The sequence below is a fragment of the Aquabacterium sp. genome (assembly GCF_050725395.1).
Lineage (GTDB): Bacteria > Pseudomonadota > Gammaproteobacteria > Burkholderiales > Burkholderiaceae_C > Aquabacterium.
Genome location: NZ_JBOHHL010000010.1, coordinates 46424 through 69233, shown reverse-complemented (window position 1 = coordinate 69233; position 22810 = coordinate 46424). Strand labels below are relative to the sequence as shown.

Here is a 22810-nt window from a genome sequence, read left to right as displayed (position 1 = left end):
CGAGAGGGCTTATGCCAAACGACACGAACCCGGCCCCCGTCACCGAAATGGGCCTGAGGTCACTCAAGCTGCGCCCCGGTGTCGCTTTGCAGACACAAGGCACGGCGCCCGGCGCCGCCAAGTTCGAGGCCCAATTCCTGGCGGCCATCGAAGGCAAGGGTGTGATGGTGGGCCCCCACGGCTCCACCGGCGGCAAATCGCCCTTGAAAGCCGGGGACGAGGTCACGGTCCAGGGCTTCACCGGCCAGCACGCCTTCTCGTTCACGGCGCAGGTCATCCAAACCTTCGAAGTGCCTTTCGCCTATGCGCTGCTGGTGTATCCCAAGGTGGTCAAGGCGCGGTTGGTGCGCCGCTCCATGCGCATGAAAACCTCGTTGCCGGCGAAGCTGGCCTTGCCTGGCGGCTCCAGTTTCATCGACGCCACCTTGATCGACGTGAGTCCCTTTGGCGCCATGGTGCACGCACCGACGACGGTGGGTGCGATTGGCGACCTGGTGAACCTGGCCGTGGGCATCGACTTCGAAGGCGAAGCGGTCAACCTCGAGATCCCCGCCGCCCTGTGCCACAGCCACAAGGCCGAGGCGGGCGACGGGGTTCACGTGGGCATGTCGTTCAAGACGGTGTCACAGCGCGACAAGCTGATCCTGCATTACCTGGCTCAGCAATCGACCGAGCAGGCTTGATCGGTGGGCCGCCTCAGGGGGCCTGAACCGCTTCCACCTGGATGCGCAGGTCCACGGCCATCTTGAAGCCATAAGGCTTGCCCGCGTCGATGCCGAAGTCGTCGCGGTTGAAGGTGGCCACCGCGTCTGCGCCGCACAGCTCGCGCTTGAGCATGGGGTGCGGGATGCACTTGAAGCCGTTGATCTTCAGCGTGACGGGTTTGGTCACGCCGTGCAAGGTCAACTCGCCCACGGCCTGTGTGGGCGCGCCGTTGCTGAAGCCCTCCAGCTTGCCCTTGTAGCGCGCCTGCGGGTACTTGGCCGTGTCGAACAGCTCGGCACTGCGGGCCTTGTCGTTCATGATGTCCAGGCCAAAGTCGACGCTGCTGGTGTCGATGGTCACGTCGATGGTGCCCGTGCCTGCGGCCTTGTCCAGCGTGACCTGGCCACTGGTCTTGTTGAATTTGCCGCGCCAGACCGAAATGCCCATGTGGTCGGCCTCGAAGCTGGGGAAGGTGTGGGTCGGGTCGATGGTGTAGGTGACCGGGGCGGCCCATGCGGCGCTGGCCAGCAGGGCGTTCAATGACAGGACAAGCAGCTTCTTCATGGGGGCTCCTTTTGATGTGTGATGGGGCCCAGTTTAAGCATGAAGTGGGTCCCTATCCCTCTGAGGTGGGTAGGGGGGCAAAACCCCCTACAGCTTGGGATCGACCCCCGGGTCCAGTTTGATTCCAATGGCGCCTGTTGTGCATTGCAAAGCACAACGCCAACACGGCTGGTCCTCCATCGCAACAATTGCAACACAAGTGTTCTTTGGATGAAGCGCTGCTGAAACGAGGCTTGCGCAAACTTCATTTCATCGGAACGCAGCCGGCTCCGATGTCCTCCGTGACCTCATGACCTGACGCCCCGCCTGCTGGCGTTGCGCGGTGGTGCTCGCGGTTGCCCGCTCCATTTTTTTAACTTTGTCTGGATACTTCATGAAACTCAATTCACATGCCCTGCTCGGTGCAGGCGCTTTCATCATCGGCGGCCTGGGCGCCGCCTTCCTTCCCTCCACCGCCATCGCGGCGGCCACGCTGCAGATCGTGGAGGGCAGCGGCGAGTTCCAGTTCCTGAAGACCGCGGTCACCGTGGTCAAGCCGCAGATCCTCACCTTGCAGTGGACCACCGACCAGGCCGCGGCCACCGGGGGCACCTGGCAGGTGACCAATGCCGCCAACCAGGTCGTGGCCAGTGGTGAAGCCGCCGCGCCCACGCCAGGCCATTTCCTGCGGTTCAACCTGCCGGCCAATGCCTTCCTGGTGGCGCCCACCGTGGCCACCGCCACCAAGTTCAACATCAAGGTGACACCGCACAACGCGGCCAACGTGGCCCTGGGCGCTGCATCGCCCACCGTGACGGTGACGGAGGTGCCCGACACCACCCAGCCGCCCATCGTGTTGGGTGACCCGGCCAAGTTCCCCAAGGTCGAGATCATCAACTACGACGAAAAGATCGGCGTGGTGCCACAAACGCAGATCCACTACGCAGGTGCCGACGTGACCTTGCGTGTGAGCAACAAGACCAACCAGGCCACCGACCCGATGTGGTTGTCCTTGAAGGACTTCAATGTGCTGATGCGCCAGAACAGTTCAAGGATCGCGATCCCCGCCCTGGCTGCTGGCGCATCGCAGACCTTGACCGTGCACCTCGACGCGGTGCTGCCCCCGGCCCAGTCCCAGCTGCCGCAAGACCAGCAATATGCCCAGTGGAGCCAGCAGTACCGCGCGGCCTGCGGCATCCAGCTGCGCAGCGTGATGGATTGGCGTGGCGCCCAGGCGAACACGCCGATGGGTGACCACCTTGAATCACTGCTGGTCAAGGAAGGCTGGAGCGATTACGCCAAGGTGCCGCCCAGCGTGCCGGTCTGCAATGGCAAGGCCTGCGTGTCGGTCTGCGAGATCGAGAAGAAGATCCGTGCCCAGCTGGACGGCAAGGTGACGGGTTACTCCTTCTTCGTGGGCAACTACCCCAAGTTCGGCAGCGGTGGGCAGGCGCGCACCAACGTCGACGGGGACCTGGACTTCGCCTCGAACACCAAAATCACGGTGGCCAGCGTCAGCAAGTTCGTCACGGCCGTGGCCGCGGTGCGCATCCTGGACAAGGCCGGTGTCAGCCTGGACGCGGCAATCGGGCCCTATCTGCCGGCCGATTGGTCGTCGGCCAGTGCTTATGTCAAGGGCATCACTTTCTCGCAACTGTTGGGCCAGCGCAGTGGCATCAAGGACTATGGCAATGTGTCGCAGGACTATGCGCAGCTCAAGAAATTCTTCACGGCCAGTGTCAACCCCAAGGGCTCGACTTCATGCCAGAAGTCCGATGTGGTCAATCCGATGAACCCCATCAACACCACTGACATGGGCTGGTGCTACAGCAACTACAACTTCGCGATCATGCGGGTGCTGTTGCCCAAGGTGGCGGGCTTCGCCGAGGATGCCAACCAGGGTTCGCGTCCCCAGACACTGGCCAATCAGTATGTGCAACTGGTGCAGCAGAATGTGTTCGACCGCGTGGGTCAGGCGGGCGTGAGCTGCAAGCCACCCGTGTCCAACAACCATGCGTATGCCTACAAGGGCGTGGGCAGCAATGCGCACGGCACCGACTTCGGCGACGTGTCCCTGGTGTGTGGTGCCGCGGGTTGGTACCTGTCGACCGAAGACATCGCCAAGGTGTTGTTGAGCCTGAATGCCAAGGACGGCAAGATCCTGTCGGCCACTGCGGGCAAGGACCTGTTCGACACCATGCGCAAGCGTGGCCTGGGCTGGGACGTCGTCTTGAACACCGAACTCGAGAAGAACGGCGGCTGGGGCGCGAACTGTGACGCCAACAAGGTGTGTGACACGGTCAGCACGTCGGTGGCGGTGTTTGGCCCGGTGGTGGGTCCCCGCTTGGTGGGCGTGCTGTTCCTGAATTCGAACGTGTCGGGTGGCGCTGGCGCCCAGGGCATCCTTGAGAAGGCTTACTTCGACTCGGTGTACACCATGCCTTGATCGGTCTTGGGCACGTTGATTGCGATGCACAGTCATCGCAATCAACCTCTCAGGTGATCATGATGAAGAAATGGTTGACCGCGGCCCTCATGGCCGCGAGTGCCTTTGTGGTCGTGGCGCAAAGCAACGAATCGCTTCAGATCCGGTCGCTGGATGTGGTCGCAGGCATTCCCACCAGTTCGTTCACCGGCGAGGCTCGCAATGTGGCGGGCCGCGTCATCAAGGAAGCGGTGATCCACTTCAACCTTTACGACAGCCAGGGCAACCTGGTGGGCAATGCGGAAACGCGGGCCAGCAACATCGAGCCGGACGGTGTCTGGAAATTCCAGGCTTCGCCCAAGGTGCCTTTCACCACGGTGAAAGCTTTCGATGTGAAAACCTTTTGAACCCCGCGGGCCGATGCAGCTTTTACACACGGGATTACGGGTCATGCCTCTTGATTGGCGCCTGCACATCCCTACATGCTGTGGGTGCCTTCGCAAGTTTTCGAACAGGAGATGTCAGCCATGACCCAACCTTCGCCCACGGCGGGTTCCGCCCAACTGTCGATCATCGAGACCCTGGCGTATGCGCTGGAACGCGTCGAACGCGGCTTCAGCTCGGTCAGTCCTCGGCAATACCAGCAACTGACCGCGCGTTTGAGCCAAGCCTTGCGCACCGTGGGGCCCGGCGTGGCCCTGCAGCCATTGCTGGACTCGTTTCCCGCGATGGCCGAGTTGTACGAAAACGTGAATTACGAACGCGCCGGCCTGTGCCGCTCGCCGTTGCAGGCGAGCTCCGACGCCGAAGTGATGGCCCGCACCATCGTGGCCCGGGCGCGCTGCGCCGAAGACTGCTGATCGGGATGATCAGTCAGCGCGGCTTGGCCTTGGTTGAAGGCGACGAACGCTTGCTGTCCAGCGCCTGGCGGCTGCGTTCATTGATCAGCCGCAGTTCGGCCAGCGAAGTGTCGATCTGGGCACGTTTCGTTTCCAGATCCCGGATGGCGGCGTCGGTGGTCTCGATCACGTAAGTGAGTTGCTGCACGCGGCCTTCACCCTGGTCGCCATACATGTCAAGGTAGGCTTTGACCTCTGACAGCGGCATGCCCAGCGATTTGGCGCGCAAGATGCGCGACAGGCGGGCACGGTCGACCTTGGAATAAACCCGCGTGCCATTCAGGCGACGCGGTGACAGCAAACCCTTGGTTTCGTAAAAACGCAGCGTGCGGGGCGAGACCTCGAAGGCTGCGCACATCTCGGCGATCCCCATCAGGGCCTCGCTGTCACCAGGGTTCTTGTCTTCCGTCATCCCCGCATTATGAACGATGCCTTCCCCATGGGTTCGAGGGATTACCCAATGGTGTAGCTTGTTGACGTTAACGTCAGCATGACCTACAGTTTGTGCTGGTCCTTCAACACAAGCCCAGGTCATGACGCATCCCGCCGACGCCCCTCCCACAGCTTCCAAGCGCTATGACAGCGTTCTCAAGCCCGGCCTGTTCCAGGGCGAGGTGCACGTCGTCACCGGCGGTGGCAGCGGCATCGGGCGTTGCGTGGCGCACGAACTGGCGGCCTTGGGTGCCACCGTCGTCATCACCGGGCGCAGCGCTGAAAAGCTGGCCAAGGTCACGGCCGAGATTCTGGAAGACGGCGGCAAGGTCGATTCGATCGCCTTCGACATCCGCGACGACGAGGCCGTGAAGAACGCCGTGAAAGAGATCGTGGCCAAGCATGGCCGCATCCATGGCCTGGTCAACAACGCGGGCGGGCAGTTTCCCTCGCCGATGGAGGCCATTTCCAAGCGCGGCTTCGAGGCCGTGGTGGCCAACAACCTGACCGGCGGCTTCCTGATGGCGCGCGAGGTCTACCTGCAATCGATGCAGAAGCACGGCGGCGCCATCGTCAACATGACCGCCGACATGTGGAACGGCATGCCGGGCATGGCGCACTCGGGCGCGGCGCGCGCGGGCATGGTCAACCTGACGAAGACGGCAGCCTTTGAATGGGCTGGTGCGCGCGTTCGTGTGAATGCGGTGGCGCCAGGCTGGATTGCCTCCAGCGGCATGGACGCGTATGGTCCCGCCATGGCGCCCGTCATCCGTGGCCTGAAGGACAACCTGCCGATGCGTCGCATGGGCCTGGAGGCCGAGGTCAGCTCGGCCATCTGTTTCCTGCTGAGTCCGGGCTCGACCTTCATCACCGGCATCACCTTGCCGATCGATGGCGGCGCCCCCCTACACAGCGCCACCTGGCCTTCAATGGGAGGCCAGCCGGCACCGGCTTTCGATGGCTTCCACCGGTCCAGCGTGCCCAAGGTGCTGCAGGACATCGCGGCGCAAGATCAACAGAAGAACGGGAAAGCCTGACATGCCAGCTCTGCGTTCCGCCTTGAACCCCAAGTCCGAGGCCTTTCAGAACAATGTGAAGCGGATGAGCGAGCGCCTGGCCGAGGTGCAGGCGCTGGAGGCCCAGGTGCGCCGCGAGTCGGCCGCCAAGCGCGACAAGTTCGACAAGCGCGGGCAGTTGCTGCCGCGTGAACGCGTGGCCCGACTGCTCGACCGCGATTCGCCCTTCCTCGAGATCAGCACACTGGCTGGCCTCAACATGCACGACGACGATGGCAAGAAGAATGTGCTGGGCGGCGGCACCATCATCGGCATCGGCCTGGTGGGCGGCAAGCGCTGCCTGGTCAGTGCCAGCGACAGCGCGCTCAAGGGCGGCACGGTTTCGCCCATGGGCTTGAAGAAAGCCCTGCGCGCGCAGGAAATCGCCCGCGAGAACAAGCTGCCCATCATCTGCCTGGTGGAAAGCGGCGGCGCCAACCTGATGTACCAGAGCGAGATCTTCGTGGAGGGCGGGCGCAGTTTTGCCAACCAGGCTCGCTTGTCGGCCATGGGCATCCCGCAGATCGCGGTGGTGCATGGCTCGTCGACCGCAGGTGGGGCTTACCTGCCAGGCCTGTCGGACTATGTGATCCTGGTGCGGGATCGTTCCAGCATCTACCTGGCCGGGCCACCCCTGGTGAAGGCCGCCATCGGCGAAGACACCACGGACGAAGCCCTGGGCGGCGCCCAGATGCACGCCGAAGTGACCGGCCTGGGCGAGTACCTGAGCGACAACGACGCGCACGCGCTGGCCTTGTGCCGCGAGCTGGTCGACAAACTGCAATGGGACAGCGTGCCGACGGCTTTGCCAGTGCCCGCGCCCTTGTTCGATGAAGAAGAATTGCTGGGCTGCATCCCTGCCGACGAGCGTGAGCCCTTCGACACGCGCGAGGTCATCGCCCGAATCGTCGATGGCTCCGACTTCCTGGAGTTCAAGGCCAACCTCGCGCCCGAGACCTTGTGCGGCCACGCCCGCCTCAATGGGCACCTGGTGGGCATCCTGGGCAACAACGGCCCCATCCAGCCCAATGGCTCGACCAAGGCCGCGCAGTTCATCCAGCTGTGCGACCAAAGCGGCACGCCTTTGCTCTTCCTGCAGAACACGACCGGCTACATGGTGGGCTCGGCGGCCGAGCGCGCCGGGGCCATCAAGCATGGCGCCAAGATGATCCAGGCCGTGGCCAATGCGCGCGTGCCCAAGTTCACCATCGTGCTGGGCGGCTCCTTTGGCGCGGGCAACTACGGCATGTGCGGCCGGGGCTTCGATCCGCGCTTCATTTTCTCGTGGCCTTCGGCGCGCACGGCGGTGATGGGCGGCGCGCAGGCAGCCAAGGTGATGGAGATCGTCACGCGCGGCAAGATGGAACGCGCCGGCATGCCCGTGAACGACGCCATGCTGGAAGGCATGTCCAACGAGATCAAGAAGCGCCTGGATGCCGAATCCAGCGTGCTCTTCGGCACCGCGCACCTGTGGGACGACGGGATCATCGACCCGCGCGACACCCGCCGCGTGCTGTCGATGTGCCTGGACCTGGCCAAGGAAGCCGCCCAGCGCACTTTGAACGCGAACACCTTTGGCGTTGCACGCCTGTAACGAAGGAACCCCATGAAATTCACCCCCGAACACATCCAGCTGGCCGACACCGTCAAACGCTTCTGCGAGCAGGAGATCAACCCCTACGTGAAGGAATGGGAAGAAGCCGAGATCTTTCCGGCGCACGAGGTTTTCAAGAAGATGGGCAATCTGGGTCTGCTGGGCGTGAAGTACGACCCCGCCTATGGCGGCATGGGCCTGGACTTCTCGTACTCGATGGTGGTGGCCGAGACCCTGGGCGCGATCCCTTGCGGCGGCGTGCCCATGGCCATTGGCGTGCAGACGGACATGTGCACCCCGGCCCTGGCCCGCTTCGGCTCTGATGAGTTGAAGAAGGAATACCTGGCGCCCGCGATTGCCGGCGACATGGTCGGCTGCATCGGCGTGAGCGAAGCCGGTGGCGGCTCCGACGTCGCGGCCCTCAAGACCACGGCCCGCACTGAAGGCGATGACTACGTCATCAACGGTTCGAAGATGTGGATCACCAACGCCATGCAGGCCGATTGGTGCTGCCTGCTGGCCAACACCTCTGAAGGCAAGGTGCATTCCAACAAGTCGCTGATCATCGTGCCGATGGACGCCAAGGGCATCGACAAACAGAAGATCAAGAAGATCGGCATGAACTCGTCGGACACCGCACAGATCTTCTTCGACAACGTGCGCGTGCCGAAGCGCAACCTGGTCGGCGTGGAAGGCACCGGTTTCATGATGCAGATGCTGCAGTTCCAGGAAGAGCGTCTGTATGGCGCCGCCAATTCGCTGAAGATGCTGGACAACCTGATCGACCAGACCATCGCCTATTGCAAAGAGCGCCACACCTTCGGCCAGCCGCTGATCAACAACCAGGTGGTGCACTTCCGCCTGGCCGAGTTGCGCACCGAGGTCGAGGCCCTGCGCTCGCTGACCTACCGCGCGGTCGATGAGTACATCGGTGGCGCCGACGTGACGCGCCTGGCCTCGATGGCCAAGCTCAAGTGCGGTCGCCTGATCCGCGAAGTGGCCGACAGCTGCCTGCAGTACTGGGGCGGCATGGGCTTCACCTGGGACAACCCAGTCTCGCAGGCCTACCGCGATGGCCGCCTGGTGTCCATCGGTGGGGGCGCCGACGAGATCATGCTGGGCATCATCGCCAAGCTTGAAGGCACCTTGCCCAAGAAGGCGAAGTAAGCCATGACGCAAGCCACGATGAACACCTTGCTCTTGCAGCGATCGGATGGCGTGTTGAGCATCACGCTCAACCGGCCCGAGGTGCGCAACGCCATGTCGCTGGCCATGGTGAACGAGTTGATCCAGGCTTTGTCGCAAGCCGAGCAGGATGCTGGCGTGCGCGTGGTGGTTTTGCGCGGCGCGGGCGGGCACTTCTGTGCCGGTGGCGACCTGCAGGACATGGCCAAGGCGCGCATGGCCCCGCCCCAGCCCGGCGTGGACGCCGCCGCCGAGGTCAATGCGCAGTTCGGCCGCCTGTGCCTGGCCTATGCGCGCTCCAGCCTGCCCATCATCACCGTGCTGGAAGGCACGGTGATGGGGGGCGGCTTCGGCCTGGCTTGCGTGTCTGACGTGACGCTGGCCTTGGGCAACGCGGTGTTCCGTTTGCCTGAGACTTCGCTGGGTGTGATCCCCGCGCAGATCGCGCCCTTCCTGGTCGAGCGCATCGGCTATGCCGAGGCCAAGCGCCTGTCGGTGACGGGCGGCAAGGTGGAGGCCGGTGAAGCGCTGGCGATCCGCCTGGTTCACGAAGTGCATGGCGATGCGGCCTCGCTGGACGCGGCCTTGCGCGCGGTCGTCGACCGCATCATGGGCTGCGCGCCGGGCGCCATCGCCGCCACCAAGGCCTTGCTGGCCCGCACGCGGTTCGAGCCGCCACAGGACCTGATCCAGGATGCGGCCGTGATGTTCTCGCAGGCCGTGCAGAGCCCCGAAGGTGTGGAAGGGACGACGGCCTTCATCCAGAAACGCAAGCCCAACTGGGTTCCGCAAGCAAGCTGAACAGGTCACTGATCGAGACACCATGTTGAATAAAATCCTGATCGCCAACCGGGGCGAAATCGCCTGCCGCGTGATCCGCACCGCGCGCAAGCTGGGCTACCGCACCGTGGCCGTCTACAGCGATGCCGATGCGCAAGCGCCCCACGTGGACCTGGCCGACGAGGCCGTGCACATCGGTGGCTCGGCCGCCAGCGAGTCCTACTTGCGCATCGACGCGATCCTCGATGCCGCCAAGAAGACTGGCGCCGACGCCATCCACCCCGGCTACGGTTTCCTGTCCGAGAACGAGGCTTTCGCGCAGGCCTGCCTCGACGCGAACGTGACTTTCATCGGCCCACCTCCGCAAGCCATCCACGCCATGGGCGACAAGGCCCGGGCCAAGAAGCTGATGATCGAGGCCAAGGTGCCGACCGCACCCGGCTACCTGGGTGAGAACCAGGACGACCAGCACCTCATCAACGAAGCCGAGAAGCTGGGTTACCCCTTGCTGGTCAAGGCCGTGAGCGGTGGTGGTGGCCGGGGCATGCGCCTGGTCCACGCCAAGGGCGAGGTGGCGCAAGCCATCGTCAGCGCCCGCCGCGAAGCGCAAAGTGCCTTTGGTGATGGCACCCTGATGCTGGAGCGCCTGATCGAGAATGGCCGCCACATCGAGATCCAGGTGTTCGCCGATGCGCACGGCAACGCCGTCTACATCGGCGAACGCGATTGCAGCGCGCAGCGCCGCCGCCAGAAGGTGATCGAAGAAGCACCATCGCCCATCGTGAGCCCCGCCATGCGTGCCAGCATGGGCCGCGATGCCGTGGCCGCCGCGCTGGCCATCGGCTACCGGGGCGCCGGCACCATCGAGTTCATCGTCGATGCCGACCTGAACCACTACTTCCTGGAGATGAACACGCGCCTGCAGGTCGAGCACCCGGTCAGCGAAATGATCTCGGGCCTGGACCTGGTGGAGTGGCAACTGCGCGTGGCCGCCGGCCAGCCTTTGCCATTGAAGCAAGATGAGATCCGGCTCACCGGCCACGCCATCGAAGCACGCCTGTACACCGAAGACCCCTACGCCGATTTCGCACCGCAAACCGGCCCGATCCGCTGGTGGCGCCCGCAGCACGCCTTGCACGACGGCGTGCGCATCGACGGCGGCATCCGCGAAGGCGGCGAAGTCACGCCTTTCTACGACCCCATGGTGGCCAAGCTCATCGTGCACGGCCGCGACCGCGACGACGCCATTCGCCGCCTGATCGCCACGCTGGACGACGCGCCTCTGCTCGGTTTGCGCAACAACAGCCGCTTCCTGCGCGACCTGATCGACAGTCAATCCTTCCGCGATGGCGCCATGACCACGGCCCTGATCGACCAATGGGGACTGGCCAAGCAGCCCATCCTCGATCGACCGGTGGCCGGCACGGAGGCTTGGCTGATCGCCGCCGCTGCCTACGCCCAGAAGGGCCGCGAAGACCCAAGCGCCAAGATCCTGCGCTCGGCCAGCGTCACCGACTACGAACTGCAACTGGCCTGCGATGGCGTGCAGCACCGCCTGCACATCCGCCCTGGCCCGCAAGGCGCCATCGCGCTGAACATCGACAAGGACCCGACCGCGCACAAGCTCCGCCTCATCGACCACGGAGGCCATGGGCAAGGCGGCACCCTGCGCTACGAGATCGACGGTGTGCGCAAGCGCGTGCTGGCCGTGTGGATCGACGACGCCCTGCACGTGGTCATCCAGGCCGCCACCTTTGTCTTCACCGAAGTCTCACCCTGGCCCAGCAAAGACGTCGCCAACGACCCCAGCCGCGCGGTCTCGCCCGTGGCTGGCGTGGTGGCGCAGGTGCTGGTCAAGCCTGGCGACACCGTCACCGAAGGCCAGCCGCTGCTCAGCGTCGAGGCCATGAAGATGGAAATGTGGCTCAACGCCCGGGCCCCTGGCGTGGTCAAGGCCGTCCACGTTGCCGTGGGCGAGCAAGTGCAATCCCAGGCCCTGCTCCTCGAGCTGGACCTGACCGCTACCGACTCAAAGGAACCATGATGGAAAAAGCCATCCTCACCTGCGCGCTGACCGGCGTGCTGACCGACCCCGCGCAACACCCCGTGCCCGTCACCGCCTTTGAGATGGCCGCTGCCGCTCGCGAGGCCTACGACGCTGGTGCCTCGATCATGCACGTGCACCTGCGCCAGCAGACGCCCGGCATGGGCCGCTTCCCCTCGTGGGACCCCGAAGTCGCCGCCGAGATCGACACCGCCATCCGCGAAGCCTGCCCCGGCGTCATCATCAACCTGACCACGGGCGTCGTGGGCAAGGACATCTCCGGCCCCGTGGCCTGCATCCGCCGTGTGCGCCCGGAGATCGCCGCCTGCAACGCCGGCAGCCTGAACTACCTCAAGATCAAGGAAAACGGGCAGTGGGCCTGGCCGCCCATGCTCTTCGACAACACGGTCGACAAGGTCAAGGGCATGCTCGACGTGATGCACGAGACCGACACCCGCCCCGAGTTCGAATGCTTCGACGTGGGCATCGTGCGGTCAGTGGGCATGTTCCGCAAGGCTGGCATGACCGAGCACCTGGAATACAACTTCGTGATGGGCGTGGCCTCGGGCATGCCGGTCGACGCTGATTTGCTGGCCCTGCTGGTCAAGTACCGCGAGCCCGGCACCGTGTGGCAGACCACCCTGATCGGCCGCGAAGAGATCTGGCCCGTGCACCAGGCCACGGCCGACCTGGGTGGCATGCTGCGCACCGGCGTGGAAGACACCTTCTACCTGCCCGGCGGCCAGCGCACCACCGGCAATGGTCCGTTGATCGAAGCGCTTGCCCAATGCGCTCGCAACGCCGGCCGCGAGATCGCATCGCCGCAAGAAGCCCGCCAATTGCTGGGCCTGCGCGCGCAGGAACACCACGGTGCCCACCTGACCGCCGCGGCGTAGGCTCGAATAAAGCCCTTGCCTGTCCGATATTTCAAGGTTTCGGAGCATGGGCGCCGGGAGTCCAATAGGATGGGGGCATGAAAACTGCCCTCATGCTCCCAAACTCCTGAAGATTGCGCCCCATGTCGGACTCACTGCCCCCACTCCCGGTTTCCGGCGACAACCCCGCCGTGACCCTGGAGTACCTGCTGCGGCGCATGCGCCACAAGAGCGACTTCCCGACGCTGTCGTCTTCGGTGTCGCGCATCCAGGCCCTGTCGGAGGCTGAAAACGAGAGCCTGGGTGGCCTGTGCGATGAAATCCTCAAGGACGTCGCGCTCACCCAGAAGCTGCTGCGCCTGATCAACACGCCCCACTACCGCCGGGGCGGGGGCGATTCGATCAGCACCGTGTCGCGGGCCGTGTCCCTGATCGGCCTGGCCGGTGTGCGCAACCTGGCCTTGTCCCTGATGCTCGTCGAGCACATGGAGGACAAGAAGCACGCCCAGCAGTTGAAGGAAGAATTCCTGCGCACGGTGATGGCCGGCACCCTCGCCAGCGAGCTGTGCACCAACTCGCGCGATGCCGAAGACGCCTTCATCGGCTCGCTGTTCCGCAACCTGGGCCGCCTGCTGGCCGAGTTCTACCTGCCCGACGAGGCCCAGGAAGTGCGCGAACTGGCGCGCCCGGCTGCCGATGGCACCCCCGCCAGCCTGAGTGAAGCCGCCGCTTCCGCCCAGGTGCTGGGCATGCCTTTCGAGGACCTGGGCCAGGCCGTGGGCCAGACCTGGGCTTTGCCAGACCGCCTGCTGACCGCCATGAAGGCCCCCACCGGCACCGTGCCCACCCGCTCGCAGCTGGGCAAACCCGAGCACCAATCCTGGCTGGCCACCCTGGCCAACGCGGCGGCCGACGCCATGCTGTTTTCGCAGCCCGAAGAGTTGGGCAAGCGCCTGACCATCCTGAACCAGCAATACGCCTCGTCGCTGGAGCTCAAGCCCAGCGCCGTGCAGGATGCCGCCGCACGCGCCCGCAAGCGCCTGACCGAGCTGACCAAGGCCCTGAAGATGGAGTTTCCCAAGAACTCCCAAGCCGAGCGCTTGCTGGACCACTTCTACGTGGACGCGCCCAATGCCGGCCAGACTGAAGGCCCGGGCCCGGAAGCCCTGGGGCTGGACGAGGGCGAACTGGCGGCCGGCAAGGTCGCCGTGCCGCAGAACTCGGCCGATGTGCTCACCAGCGGCATCCAGGACATCACCAACACCATGGTCGACTCCTTCAAGCTCAACGACATTTTGCGCATGATCCTGGAGACGATCTACCGCGCGCTCGATTGCCGCCGCGTGATCTTCTGCATGCGCGATGCCAAGACCATGCAACTCATCGGCCGCATCGGCCTGGGCCATGGCGCCGATGGCATGAAGGCGGCCTTCCAGATTCCCCTGAGGCTGGCCCCTGGCGCGCCCGCCGACCTGTTCACCGCCGTGAGCCTGAAGGGCGCCGACACCTTGATCTCGGACGCCAGTGCCGAGGCCATCCTGAACCGCCTGCCCGTGTGGTTCCGCGACCGCGTCCAGGCGCCCACCTTCTTGCTGCTGCCCATGGTCATGAAGCACCAGGGCAAGGACATGGTGCTGGGCCTGATCTACGCCGACAAGGCCCAGGCCGGCAGCCTGCAGATCAGCGAGAAAGACCTGTCCTTGCTGCGCACACTGCGCAACCAGGCCGTCATGGCTTTCAAGCAGACGACCGGGGGATAATCGCGGGCATGTTCCGCATCGTCCTCGTCGAGCCTGAAATTCCGCCCAACACGGGCAATGTGATCCGCTTGGCGGCCAACACTGGCTGCGAGCTGCATTTGGTCGAGCCCCTGGGTTTCTCGATGGACGACAAGCTGCTGCGCCGCGCCGGCCTCGATTACCACGAACACGCCCCGGTGCGCCGCCATGCCAACTGGCAGGCCTTCATCGATGCCGTGCAGCCCGATCACTCGCGCATGTTCGCCTTCACCACGCGGGGCAGCCGTTTGCTGGGCGATTTCCAGTGGCAGCCCGGCGACTGGCTCGTGTTTGGTTGCGAGACGCGCGGCCTGGACCCGGCCTTGCGGGACCAGTTCTTCCCGGTGGCGCAGCGCGTGCGCCTGCCCATGCTGCCTGGGCAACGCAGCCTCAATTTGAGCAACGCGGTCGCCGTGGCTGTGTTCGAGGCCTGGCGCCAGAACGGTTATTCGAACGGCGTCTGAACGCGGGCGGCGTCGGTTTCGGCCTTGGCCTCGCGGCTCATCAGCGCCTCCACGGCCTTGGCGGGCGTGATGCGGCCATCCAGCACGGCCACCACGGCTTCGGTGATGGGCATGGCGACGTCCAGCGCCTTGGCGCGCTGCAGCACCGTGGCGGCGCTGTAGACGCCTTCGGCCACATGGCCCAGCTCGGTCAGGATCCGGGCCAAGGGCAGGCCCTCGGCCAATTTCAAGCCCACGGTGCGGTTGCGCGACAGGCTGCCGGTGGCGGTCAGCACCAGGTCTCCCAGGCCCGACAGGCCCATGAAGGTGTCGGGCTGGGCGCCCAAGGCCACGCCCAGGCGCGTCATTTCGGCCAAACCGCGGGTGATGAGCGCGGCGCGGGCATTCAGGCCCAGGTTCATGCCATCGGCGATGCCCGTGGCAATGGCGAGCACGTTCTTGACGGCACCCCCCACCTCCACCCCGATCGGGTCGGCCGAGGTGTAGACCCGCAGGGTGTCGCTGTGGAAGGCCGACACGGCCTGGTCGCCCAGGGTGGTGTCGAAGCTGGCGGCCACCAGGGCCGTGGGTTGGTTCAGCGCCACTTCGTGCGCGAAGCTGGGGCCGGACAGCACGCCACAGCGCGCGTGGGGGCGAAGTGCCATGGCGATCTCGTGGCCCAGCCGGCCCGTGCCTTTTTCAAAGCCCTTGCACAGCCACAGCGCGGCCACGTCGTCGGGCAGGGCGCGCAGCATGCCATCGAGTGCCGCCATCGGTGTGCCGATGATGACCAGGCCGCCATGGGCGCCCTGAGCGCGCGAGTGCGACACGGCCTCGTTCAGGTCGTGGGTCACCCGCAGGGCGTCGGGGAAGGGGGTGTCGGGCAGGTAGCGCACATTGCGCCGCGCAGCCTGCATTTCACTGGCCTGGGCCGCATCGCGCGCCCAGAGCAGCACTTGGGGATTGTGGCGTGCGGCGCTGATGGCCAGCGCCGTGCCCCAGGCCCCCGCGCCCAGAACCGTCAGATTCATCGTCATGACCCCGTGAGGTTCATGCGCAAGGGATCAGGAGTTCAGGGCTTGGCCACCGTTGGCGGCTTGGGCTTGCTGCAGCTGGGCTTCGTACATGGCCTGGAAATTGACTTCGGTCAGGTGCACAGGCGGGAAGCCGGTGCGGTTGATGATGTCGGCCACGGTGGCGCGCAGGTAGGGGTACACGATCTGCGGGCAGGCGATGGCCACGATGGGCTGCATCTGCTCTTGGGGCACGTTGCGGATCTCGAACAGGCCGGCCTGCTTGGCTTCGACCAGGAACAGCACCTTGTCGTTGACCTTGGTGGTCACGGTGGCGGTGACGGTGATCTCGAACAGGCCGTCCTTGACTTCTTCGGCGTTCAGGTTGAGCTGCACGTCGACCTGGGGCTGGCCTTGTTCCAGCAGGATCGCAGGCGCGTTGGGCTGCTCCAGCGACAGGTCCTTCAGGTAGATGCGCTGGATGTTGAAAGAAGGTTGGCCGTTGTTGGCTTGGTCGGTCATGGTGAATCCTTGGGATGAAGCGCAGCTGTCATTCGAGCTGCGCCAGACAGAAGAGGTGATCGGGCTGGATTATGGCCCAGCCCGATGACGCTCCCTGTCACCAGGAATGTCAGGGACATTCCCTCATCCCCGGTCCGCCCGTCGGCGCCAGGCCAGCGCGGCCAACGCACCCGCGAGCAGCAGGGCCCAGGACGCGGGCTCGGGCACGACGCTGGCGCTGTCGATGCTGCTCAGGTCGGCTTTCACGGTGTATTCCTCGCCCAAGGTCACGTCGAACGAGAACCCGAATGAACCCTCGGGTCCGGCGGTCAGGAGGTCATGCCCAAGGAGGTAGTGGCCGACCTGGATGTCCTGCCCGGTGGGCGCGAAAGCGTCCAGGAACTGGCTTCGGAGCAGGGCGGCCAGCGTGGGGTCGGTGGCGTCCAGCAGGGGAAAGAAGATTTCCGTGTCCGCGCCGCCGATCCTTCCCCTGGCAAAGGTGATGTCCTCGAAGGCCGAACCGTCCTGGAAGTCGATCCCATACTCGAAAGAGAGCGATGCACCGCCGATCCGCGCCTCCACGTCCTTGAATTCGACGGTGAAGATGAGCGTGGTGGTGTCGCCGGCGGCCAGAGGGGCCGCAGCCCCGGGCACCGGGGCGGGCTGGATGTCTCGGGTGGAGGTCACGCGCCCATTGATGGAGGCCGCGGCCTGGGCTTCGGCGGAAGCGGGGTTGTTGTTGATCAAGGCCGCCGTCGCCTTGGTGGGTTTGGCGGTCAGCACCGTGCCCGCCGACGAGAAGGGCTCCCAAGCGCCGATGGTGGCCTCGGCATTGCCCTTGGCGGACGCGGGCCCCACGGTCAGATCGCACTGCGAGCTGGCGGAAAACAGGCCGGTGCTCGCCGGGGGATCATCCTTGGTCAACAGTCCCAGGACGGTCACGCCGCAGTAGCTGTCGGCGGCGGTCTGGTTCAGGGTGAGTCCGGTGGTCAGGCTGTGGACATCGGCCAGCAAGCCGATGACGGCCAGGGCGGTGGTGCCGCCCCCGGCCATGGCCGGGGTGACGGCGGTGAGGCACAACAAGGGGGCAACTGCCAGGGAGACAAGCTTGAATCGCATGGAGGACTCCTAGAAGCAAGTGGTTGTGGCCTGCTGGTCGCCACAGACCCAGCAGGGGTCACGCACTCTAGGAGTCGAGGGGATGTCTGAAAACCCCTAGTTTGGAAGTCAGCGGCCGGGCGGCCGCGCCAGCGCTTTTTGCGCCATCAAATAGGCGGCCGCGTTCCAGCTTTGCCCTGCCATGCCCATGGGTTTGAGCGTCTGGCCGTGGAACCACTCGGTGAAACGCCAATCGTCCAGGCTGTTCACATGGGCCAGTTTCGCCACCTCGTCTTCGGCGGCGGCCTTCTTGCCACGGTTGGCCAGGGCCAGGGCCCAGAAGCCGCCGATGAAAGGCCAGATGCCGCCATTGTGGTACTGGTGCGGGTGATTTTGCTTGTGGCGGCCCATGTAGGCGCGCCACAACTCGTGGTCGGTGTCGATGGGCGTGGTCACGGCGCGTGCGGGGTAGGGGTTCGTCACCTCGGCCGTCTGCAGGGTCTTGATGATCTCGTGGGCCATTGAATCGCCCGCCAGGCCGTAGAGCACGGCCAGCACATTGCCAAACACATCGCCCTCGTCGCCCACGAAGGACAGGTTGACGAAGCTCAGGTACAGGCCCGGGTTGCGCTGCCCCCGGCGAGCGTAGTGGCCCAGCAAGCGACCACGGCGGTACTCGGGCAGGTCGCGCTTGAAGGGGTGGAACAGGTGGTTGAAGTGGTAATGCGTTTCTTCCAGGAAAGGCAGCTCGAACAGCAGCTTGACGCGGTACCACAGGGCATTGGTGTAGAGCACGAAGCCCGAGCGGGGCATGATGTCGGCCCAGTCGCTGGCTTCGTTCTGCTGCAGCAAAAAGAACTTCTGGTGCTCCTGCGCCAGCAGCCACTGAAGGGCCAGATCGACCTCTTTCTGCCAGCGATCGGCCATGCCGGGCAACTTGCCGTGGCGGCGAACGTGGTCCACGGCGATCAGCCACCACAGGGTGGCATCGATGCAGCCCAGGTACCAGAAGTCCGCGTCCTGGCCTTCGGGGTCCACGTATTTGGGGATCTGGCCGTTGCGGGCCTGCAGTTCGGCCAAGGAATCGAGGCTGGCGACCGCGCCTTGCTCCAGCGCCTCGTCACCGCTGCCGGCCATGGCCAGCACGCAGATGGCGGCATCGCGCCCGAAAACGCGGGTGTAGCTGCGGGCCTCGGCGGCCTCGGTACGGCTGGCCGCCAGGATGCCGCGTGGCGTCAGGTTGCGGCGCAGCAATTCCAGGGACTCGCTCGCGCAAAGCTGAACCAAGGATTCTTCGACAAGGGCGGCGTGGCTGGTCATGGCGGTCTCCATCGCAACATCTGGGACATGGTGACAGCAATCGCGCGAGGCTGGTCCCGAGAAACACCCTGTCAATCAGGGGATTTTGTCGCGCTTGGAGGTGGGCCACCATTCTTCGAGCCGGGCCGCCGCCCATTCCCGCCCGCCCAGTCCGAAGGCCAGGGCAATGGCCAGCACGATGCCGCCCAACACGATCAGGAAGGCGTCGCGGATGATGGTGCCGCCGACCTCCATCTGGTCGAGCGCGATCATGATGACGAAGGCCATGATGGCATAGCGGGCCAGCTTGCCCAGCGAGTCGCCATCGCGGATGCCGGCGTTCTCGCAGTAGGTGAAGACCGCGTTGGCCACGAAGCGCGCAAAGTAGGCCCCGAAGGCCAATATCAACAGGGCGACGATGACCTTGGGCACGAACCACATCACGCGGCCGAGCAGTTCGGTCACGTGCGTGAGGCCCAGGCCATTGAAGGCCACCACCAGCGCGATCAGGATCACCAGCCAATAGGCCAGGATGCCGAACAGGTCGACCGTGTCGATCAGGGTGCCGCCTTTTTTCAGGAAGCTGTCCAGGCCTGAGCGTTTGCTCAGGATGTGGAAGTTGATGGCGCGCAGGCCCCGCTGGATGGCGAACCGGGCGGCTTTGGCCAGCAGGATGCCGGCCAGCATGACCAGGATGGCCACGCCCAGGCGCGGCAGGAAGGCGCCCAGCTCGTACATGAAGGCCCGCACGGGCTCGAGGTACACGTCGACTCTGTCCATGGATCGTTGCTCCTACAAGGGCGCCCGGAGAATGCCGAGGATGCCCTGCAGCGGGATGCGCACCCAGTCGGGGCGATTGTTCAGTTCATAGCGCAGTTCGTACAGCGCTTTTTCAAGTTCGAACAAAGCTGACAAACCCTGGCCGGCTTCCTGCGTGTCGTGGAGACCGCTGTCCTTGGTGGCCCGGGCGTAGGCGTCCAGGAAGGCGTGGCGCGTCTGTTCTTCCCATTCGGCGGCGAACGGCGCCAGGGTGCCCAGCTCTTCGTCGTTGACGGCCGAGCCGCGCAAGGCGCTCAGGCGTGCATAGCTGAAGGATCGAAGCATCCCGGCCACGTCTTTCAAGGGCGATTGCTTGACGCGGCGCTCGGCGAAGCTGCGGCCCGGTTCGCCTTCGAAGTCGGTGATGACGAAATCGTTCTTGGTGAGCAGCACCTGCGCCAGGTGGTAATCGCCATGGAAACGTGTCTTGAGCGCTCGGGGCGTGCCCGTGGTGAAGTGCGCGATGCGGTCGTTGATCAGTTCACGCGCGGCCAGCACGCGCCGGGCTTCCTCCTGCGCCTCGGGGCTGAGCTGGGGCAGGCTGGACTGCAGCAGCGTCAGCGCATCACGGGCATCGGCGCTGATGCGGCTGCGGTAGCCCTGCAGGTCGGTGGCGGTCAGGGGCTCTGGGTCGAAAGCCGGGTTGCCAGTGCGTTGGGCGAAAGCCAGGTGCAGTTGCGCGGTGCGCAGTCCCAAGGTCTCGATCACGGCCAGGTAAGCACCATGCACGCCTTCGGGCACCGATTCAAGGCTGGTGCGGCGCAGTTCCAGGTAACGCTGCAGGTAGCCGGTGGTGTAGGTCCAGCCGTCGCCCTGGTTGGGCACATAACCTTGCACGACGGCCAGGGTCATGGTGCCGCCATCCTTGCCGGTGTATTCGAGGGTGCCGGCCACGGGCACGCAGTGCGGGAACTGGACCACCTCGGTCAGGTAGCGGCCGATTTCGACCTCCGGGTTCACCCCCGCGCGGACCCGGCGGTAGCCCTTGAGGAAAAGGCGATCGTCGATGGTGACGATGGTGTTGCTGCTTTGTCCTTGTGGCTTGTTGATGGGCAGCGCGGCCAGGTCATCGCCCACCAGCTTGTTGAAAGCAGGCGTCGACTTGAAGGTCAAGGCGCCCTTGTCGGTGTCCAGCGTCTGGTTGGTGGCCATGCCTTTGAGCAAGGCGCGGCAGAAAGCTTCGTCGGCGAAGGCATCGGCCATCAGGCCCACGCTGGCCTGCTGGCGCACGCGCGCCACGGCGGCGTTGGCCAGGCCGCGCATGCGCTCTTCGTCCTTGTCCTCCCAGGCCATGGCCAGTGGCAGGAAGTAGGTGGAACCGTCCTGGCCTTGGTTCTCGACATCGACCAGGGGCAGCAGCCAGCTGTGGCGGCCTTCCTCCCACACGGCCGAGTCGGTGAGGCCCACGGTCTTGATGGCCGCGCCCTTGGCGGCGTACCAGCGCTGTGTTTCGATGTAGCGCGGCAGCGTCTGCGTCTCAAACTGCGCGCGGGTCTTGATGGCGAGACCGATGCGCCAGGGCACCACGTGCTCGCGGAAGAGGCTGAGCCAGCCGTCGAAGAGCACCAGCACGGGCAGCTCTTCGGCGGGCAGGCGCTCCTGGTGCCAACTGGGCACGCTGACGTCGGTGCTCAGCTTGAACCAGTAGAAGCCATGCGCCGCGATGGTGAGCAGGTAAGGCAACTCGCCGATGGGCGGGAAGGCGGTGCGGCCCATCATCTCGACGGGCACGCGGCCTTTGAAGCGCGACAGGTCGAGTTCGACCGGCTGGGCCGAGCGGCTGAGGTTGGCCACGCAGAGGATGGCGTCGTCGCCATGCTCTCGAAGGTAGGCCAGCACTTTGCGGTTGCCAGGGTGCAGGAAGTTGAGTTCACCGCGGCCAAAGGCCTGGCTGGTCTGGCGCACGGCCAGCATGCGGCGCATCCAGTTGAGGAGCGACGACGGGTCGCGCATCTGCGATTCGACATTGACGGCCTGGTAGCCGTAGACGGCATCCATGATGGGCGGCAGGTAGAGGCGCTGCGGGTCGGCGCGCGAAAAGCCAGCGTTGCGGTCGGGGCTCCACTGCATGGGCGTGCGCACGCCATTGCGGTCGCCGATGAAGACGTTGTCGCCCATGCCCAGTTCATCGCCGTAATAGATGATGGGCGAGCCGCGCATCGACAGCAGCAGGCTGTTCATCAGCTTGATGGTGTCGATGTTGTTTTCCATGAGCGGCGCCAGGCGCCGGCGGATGCCCAGGTTGATGCGCGCACGCGGGTCGGCCGCGTAGGTGTTGTACATGTAGTCGCGCTCTTTGCTGGTCACCATCTCCAGCGTGAGCTCGTCGTGGTTGCGCAGGAAGATCGCCCACTGGCAGCTGTCGGGAATGTCCGGCGTCTGCTGCATGATCTCGGTCACCGGGAAGCGGTCTTCCTGGGCGATGGACATGTAGATGCGCGGCATCAAGGGGAAGTGGTAAGCCGCGTGGCATTCGTCGCCATCGCCGAAGTACTCGCGCACGTCTTCGGGCCACTGGTTGGCCTCGGCCAGCAGAAAGCGGTTTTGGTAGCTGGCGTCGATGGCGGCGCGCAGCTGCTTGATGATGTTGTGCGTCTCGGGCAGGTTCTCGTTGTTGGTGCCGTCACGTTCGATGAGGTAGGGGATGGCGTCCAGGCGGAAGCCATCGACGCCCATGTCCAGCCAGAAGCGCATGGTCTTGAAGATGGCCTCGAGCACCAGCGGGTTGTCGAAGTTCAGGTCGGGTTGGTGGCTGAAGAAGCGGTGCCAGTAATAGGCCTTGGCAACGGGGTCCCATGTCCAGTTCGACGTCTCGGTGTCGGTGAAGATGATGCGCGTGCCCTGGTATTTCTGGTCCGTGTCGCTCCAGACGTAGAAGTCGCGCTCGGGCGAACCGGGCGGTGCCGTGCGCGCGGCCTGGAACCAGGGGTGCAGGTCGGAAGTGTGGTTGATGACCAGTTCGGTGATGACCTTCAGGTCGCGCTTGTGGGCTTCATCGAGCATCAGCTTGAAGTCGTCCAGCGTGCCGTACTGCGGATGCACGTCCTCGTAGCCGGAGATGTCGTAGCCATCGTCGCGCAGGGGCGAAGGGTAGAAGGGCATCAGCCAGATGGTGTTGACGCCCAGGTCCTTCACGTAGTCCAGCTTGGCGGCCACGCCCTTGAAGTCGCCCATGCCATCGTCGTTGGTGTCGAAGAAGGCCTTGACGTTGAGCTGGTAGATGACCGCGTCCTTGTACCAGAGGGCGGCGTCCGTCACCGGGGTGGTGGCGCCTTGTTCGGCTTCTTCCAGGTGCGGTGTTCGCGGTGCGTTCATCAATGCG

The 22810-nt window shown here is 64.9% G+C and carries 20 protein-coding genes; 12 read left to right on the top strand and 8 right to left on the bottom strand.

Features of this window, described 5'->3' with window-relative positions:
• Positions 1 to 11 precede the first annotated feature (11 nt).
• On the top strand, positions 12 to 683 hold the full coding sequence (locus ACREB4_RS08740) for a PilZ domain-containing protein (protein ID WP_431587833.1): 672 nt from the start codon (positions 12 to 14) through the stop codon (positions 681 to 683).
• Between the two features lie 13 nt (positions 684 to 696).
• On the opposite strand, the gene ACREB4_RS08735 is transcribed toward ACREB4_RS08740, so the two are convergent.
• Entirely contained in the window at positions 697 to 1269 is a 573-nt protein-coding gene (locus tag ACREB4_RS08735) for a YceI family protein (protein ID WP_431587832.1), read from the bottom strand.
• 373 nt (positions 1270 to 1642) lie between these two features.
• On the opposite strand from ACREB4_RS08735, the gene ACREB4_RS08730 reads away from it, so the two are divergent.
• The 3 genes from ACREB4_RS08730 to ACREB4_RS08720 all read left to right on the top strand — a co-directional run bounded on the left by ACREB4_RS08730 (position 1643) and on the right by ACREB4_RS08720 (position 4533).
• A complete protein-coding gene (locus tag ACREB4_RS08730) occupies positions 1643 to 3694 on the top strand; it encodes a serine hydrolase domain-containing protein (protein WP_431587831.1) in 2052 nt (683 codons plus the stop codon).
• Between the two features lie 59 nt (positions 3695 to 3753).
• A complete protein-coding gene (locus ACREB4_RS08725; RefSeq protein ID WP_431587830.1) occupies positions 3754 to 4080 on the top strand; it encodes an FxLYD domain-containing protein in 327 nt (108 codons plus the stop codon).
• A 120-nt stretch (positions 4081 to 4200) separates the two neighbouring features.
• On the top strand, positions 4201 to 4533 hold the full coding sequence (locus ACREB4_RS08720; protein WP_431587829.1) for a hypothetical protein: 333 nt from the start codon (positions 4201 to 4203) through the stop codon (positions 4531 to 4533).
• 13 nt (positions 4534 to 4546) lie between these two features.
• Here ACREB4_RS08720 and ACREB4_RS08715 read toward each other — a convergent pair whose 3' ends face one another.
• Complete coding sequence (locus ACREB4_RS08715; RefSeq protein WP_431587828.1) at positions 4547 to 4984, bottom strand: MerR family transcriptional regulator; 438 nt, start codon at positions 4982 to 4984, stop codon at positions 4547 to 4549.
• Between the two features lie 121 nt (positions 4985 to 5105).
• Between ACREB4_RS08715 and ACREB4_RS08710 the strand changes: the two genes are divergently transcribed.
• The 8 genes from ACREB4_RS08710 (at position 5106) to ACREB4_RS08675 (ending at position 14779) form a co-directional block, all read left to right on the top strand.
• Complete coding sequence (locus tag ACREB4_RS08710) at positions 5106 to 6041, top strand: SDR family oxidoreductase (protein ID WP_431587827.1); 936 nt, start codon at positions 5106 to 5108, stop codon at positions 6039 to 6041.
• A gap of 1 nt (position 6042) precedes the next feature.
• On the top strand, positions 6043 to 7653 hold the full coding sequence (locus ACREB4_RS08705) for an acyl-CoA carboxylase subunit beta (protein WP_431587826.1): 1611 nt from the start codon (positions 6043 to 6045) through the stop codon (positions 7651 to 7653).
• A 12-nt stretch (positions 7654 to 7665) separates the two neighbouring features.
• Positions 7666 to 8820, top strand: a complete 1155-nt coding sequence (locus ACREB4_RS08700) for an acyl-CoA dehydrogenase family protein (protein ID WP_431587825.1) — start codon at positions 7666 to 7668, stop codon at positions 8818 to 8820.
• A gap of 3 nt (positions 8821 to 8823) precedes the next feature.
• Positions 8824 to 9639, top strand: coding sequence for an enoyl-CoA hydratase/isomerase family protein (locus ACREB4_RS08695; protein WP_431587824.1), 816 nt, complete (start codon positions 8824 to 8826; stop codon positions 9637 to 9639).
• A gap of 22 nt (positions 9640 to 9661) precedes the next feature.
• Complete coding sequence (locus ACREB4_RS08690) at positions 9662 to 11662, top strand: biotin carboxylase N-terminal domain-containing protein (RefSeq protein ID WP_431587823.1); 2001 nt, start codon at positions 9662 to 9664, stop codon at positions 11660 to 11662.
• Positions 11659 to 12558, top strand: a complete 900-nt coding sequence (locus ACREB4_RS08685) for a 3-keto-5-aminohexanoate cleavage protein (RefSeq protein WP_431587822.1) — start codon at positions 11659 to 11661, stop codon at positions 12556 to 12558. Before ACREB4_RS08690 ends, ACREB4_RS08685 begins: the two co-directional genes overlap by 4 nt.
• Positions 12559 to 12680: 122 nt before the next feature.
• Positions 12681 to 14297, top strand: a complete 1617-nt coding sequence (locus tag ACREB4_RS08680) for an HDOD domain-containing protein (protein WP_431587821.1) — start codon at positions 12681 to 12683, stop codon at positions 14295 to 14297.
• An 8-nt stretch (positions 14298 to 14305) separates the two neighbouring features.
• Positions 14306 to 14779: a tRNA (cytidine(34)-2'-O)-methyltransferase gene (locus ACREB4_RS08675; RefSeq protein WP_431587820.1), complete on the top strand. Its 474-nt coding sequence runs from the start codon at positions 14306 to 14308 to the stop codon at positions 14777 to 14779.
• Here ACREB4_RS08675 and ACREB4_RS08670 read toward each other — a convergent pair.
• The 6 genes from ACREB4_RS08670 to treS all read right to left on the bottom strand — a co-directional run bounded on the left by ACREB4_RS08670 (position 14761) and on the right by treS (position 22803).
• On the bottom strand, positions 14761 to 15789 hold the full coding sequence (locus ACREB4_RS08670) for an NAD(P)H-dependent glycerol-3-phosphate dehydrogenase (protein WP_431587890.1): 1029 nt from the start codon (positions 15787 to 15789) through the stop codon (positions 14761 to 14763). The two genes, ACREB4_RS08675 and ACREB4_RS08670, sit on opposite strands and share 19 nt — an antisense overlap.
• 33 nt (positions 15790 to 15822) lie before the next feature.
• On the bottom strand, positions 15823 to 16293 hold the full coding sequence (gene secB / locus ACREB4_RS08665) for a protein-export chaperone SecB (RefSeq protein ID WP_431587819.1): 471 nt from the start codon (positions 16291 to 16293) through the stop codon (positions 15823 to 15825).
• A gap of 123 nt (positions 16294 to 16416) precedes the next feature.
• Positions 16417 to 17391 (bottom strand): PEP-CTERM sorting domain-containing protein, encoded by a 975-nt coding sequence (locus ACREB4_RS08660; RefSeq protein WP_431587818.1) that lies wholly within the window; start codon positions 17389 to 17391, stop codon positions 16417 to 16419.
• 108 nt (positions 17392 to 17499) lie between these two features.
• A complete protein-coding gene (locus ACREB4_RS08655; RefSeq protein ID WP_431587817.1) occupies positions 17500 to 18690 on the bottom strand; it encodes an amylo-alpha-1,6-glucosidase in 1191 nt (396 codons plus the stop codon).
• A 75-nt stretch (positions 18691 to 18765) separates the two neighbouring features.
• On the bottom strand, positions 18766 to 19449 hold the full coding sequence (locus ACREB4_RS08650; RefSeq protein WP_431587816.1) for a mechanosensitive ion channel family protein: 684 nt from the start codon (positions 19447 to 19449) through the stop codon (positions 18766 to 18768).
• Between the two features lie 12 nt (positions 19450 to 19461).
• Positions 19462 to 22803, bottom strand: coding sequence for a maltose alpha-D-glucosyltransferase (gene treS, locus ACREB4_RS08645; RefSeq protein WP_431587815.1), 3342 nt, complete (start codon positions 22801 to 22803; stop codon positions 19462 to 19464).
• Positions 22804 to 22810 lie beyond the last annotated feature (7 nt).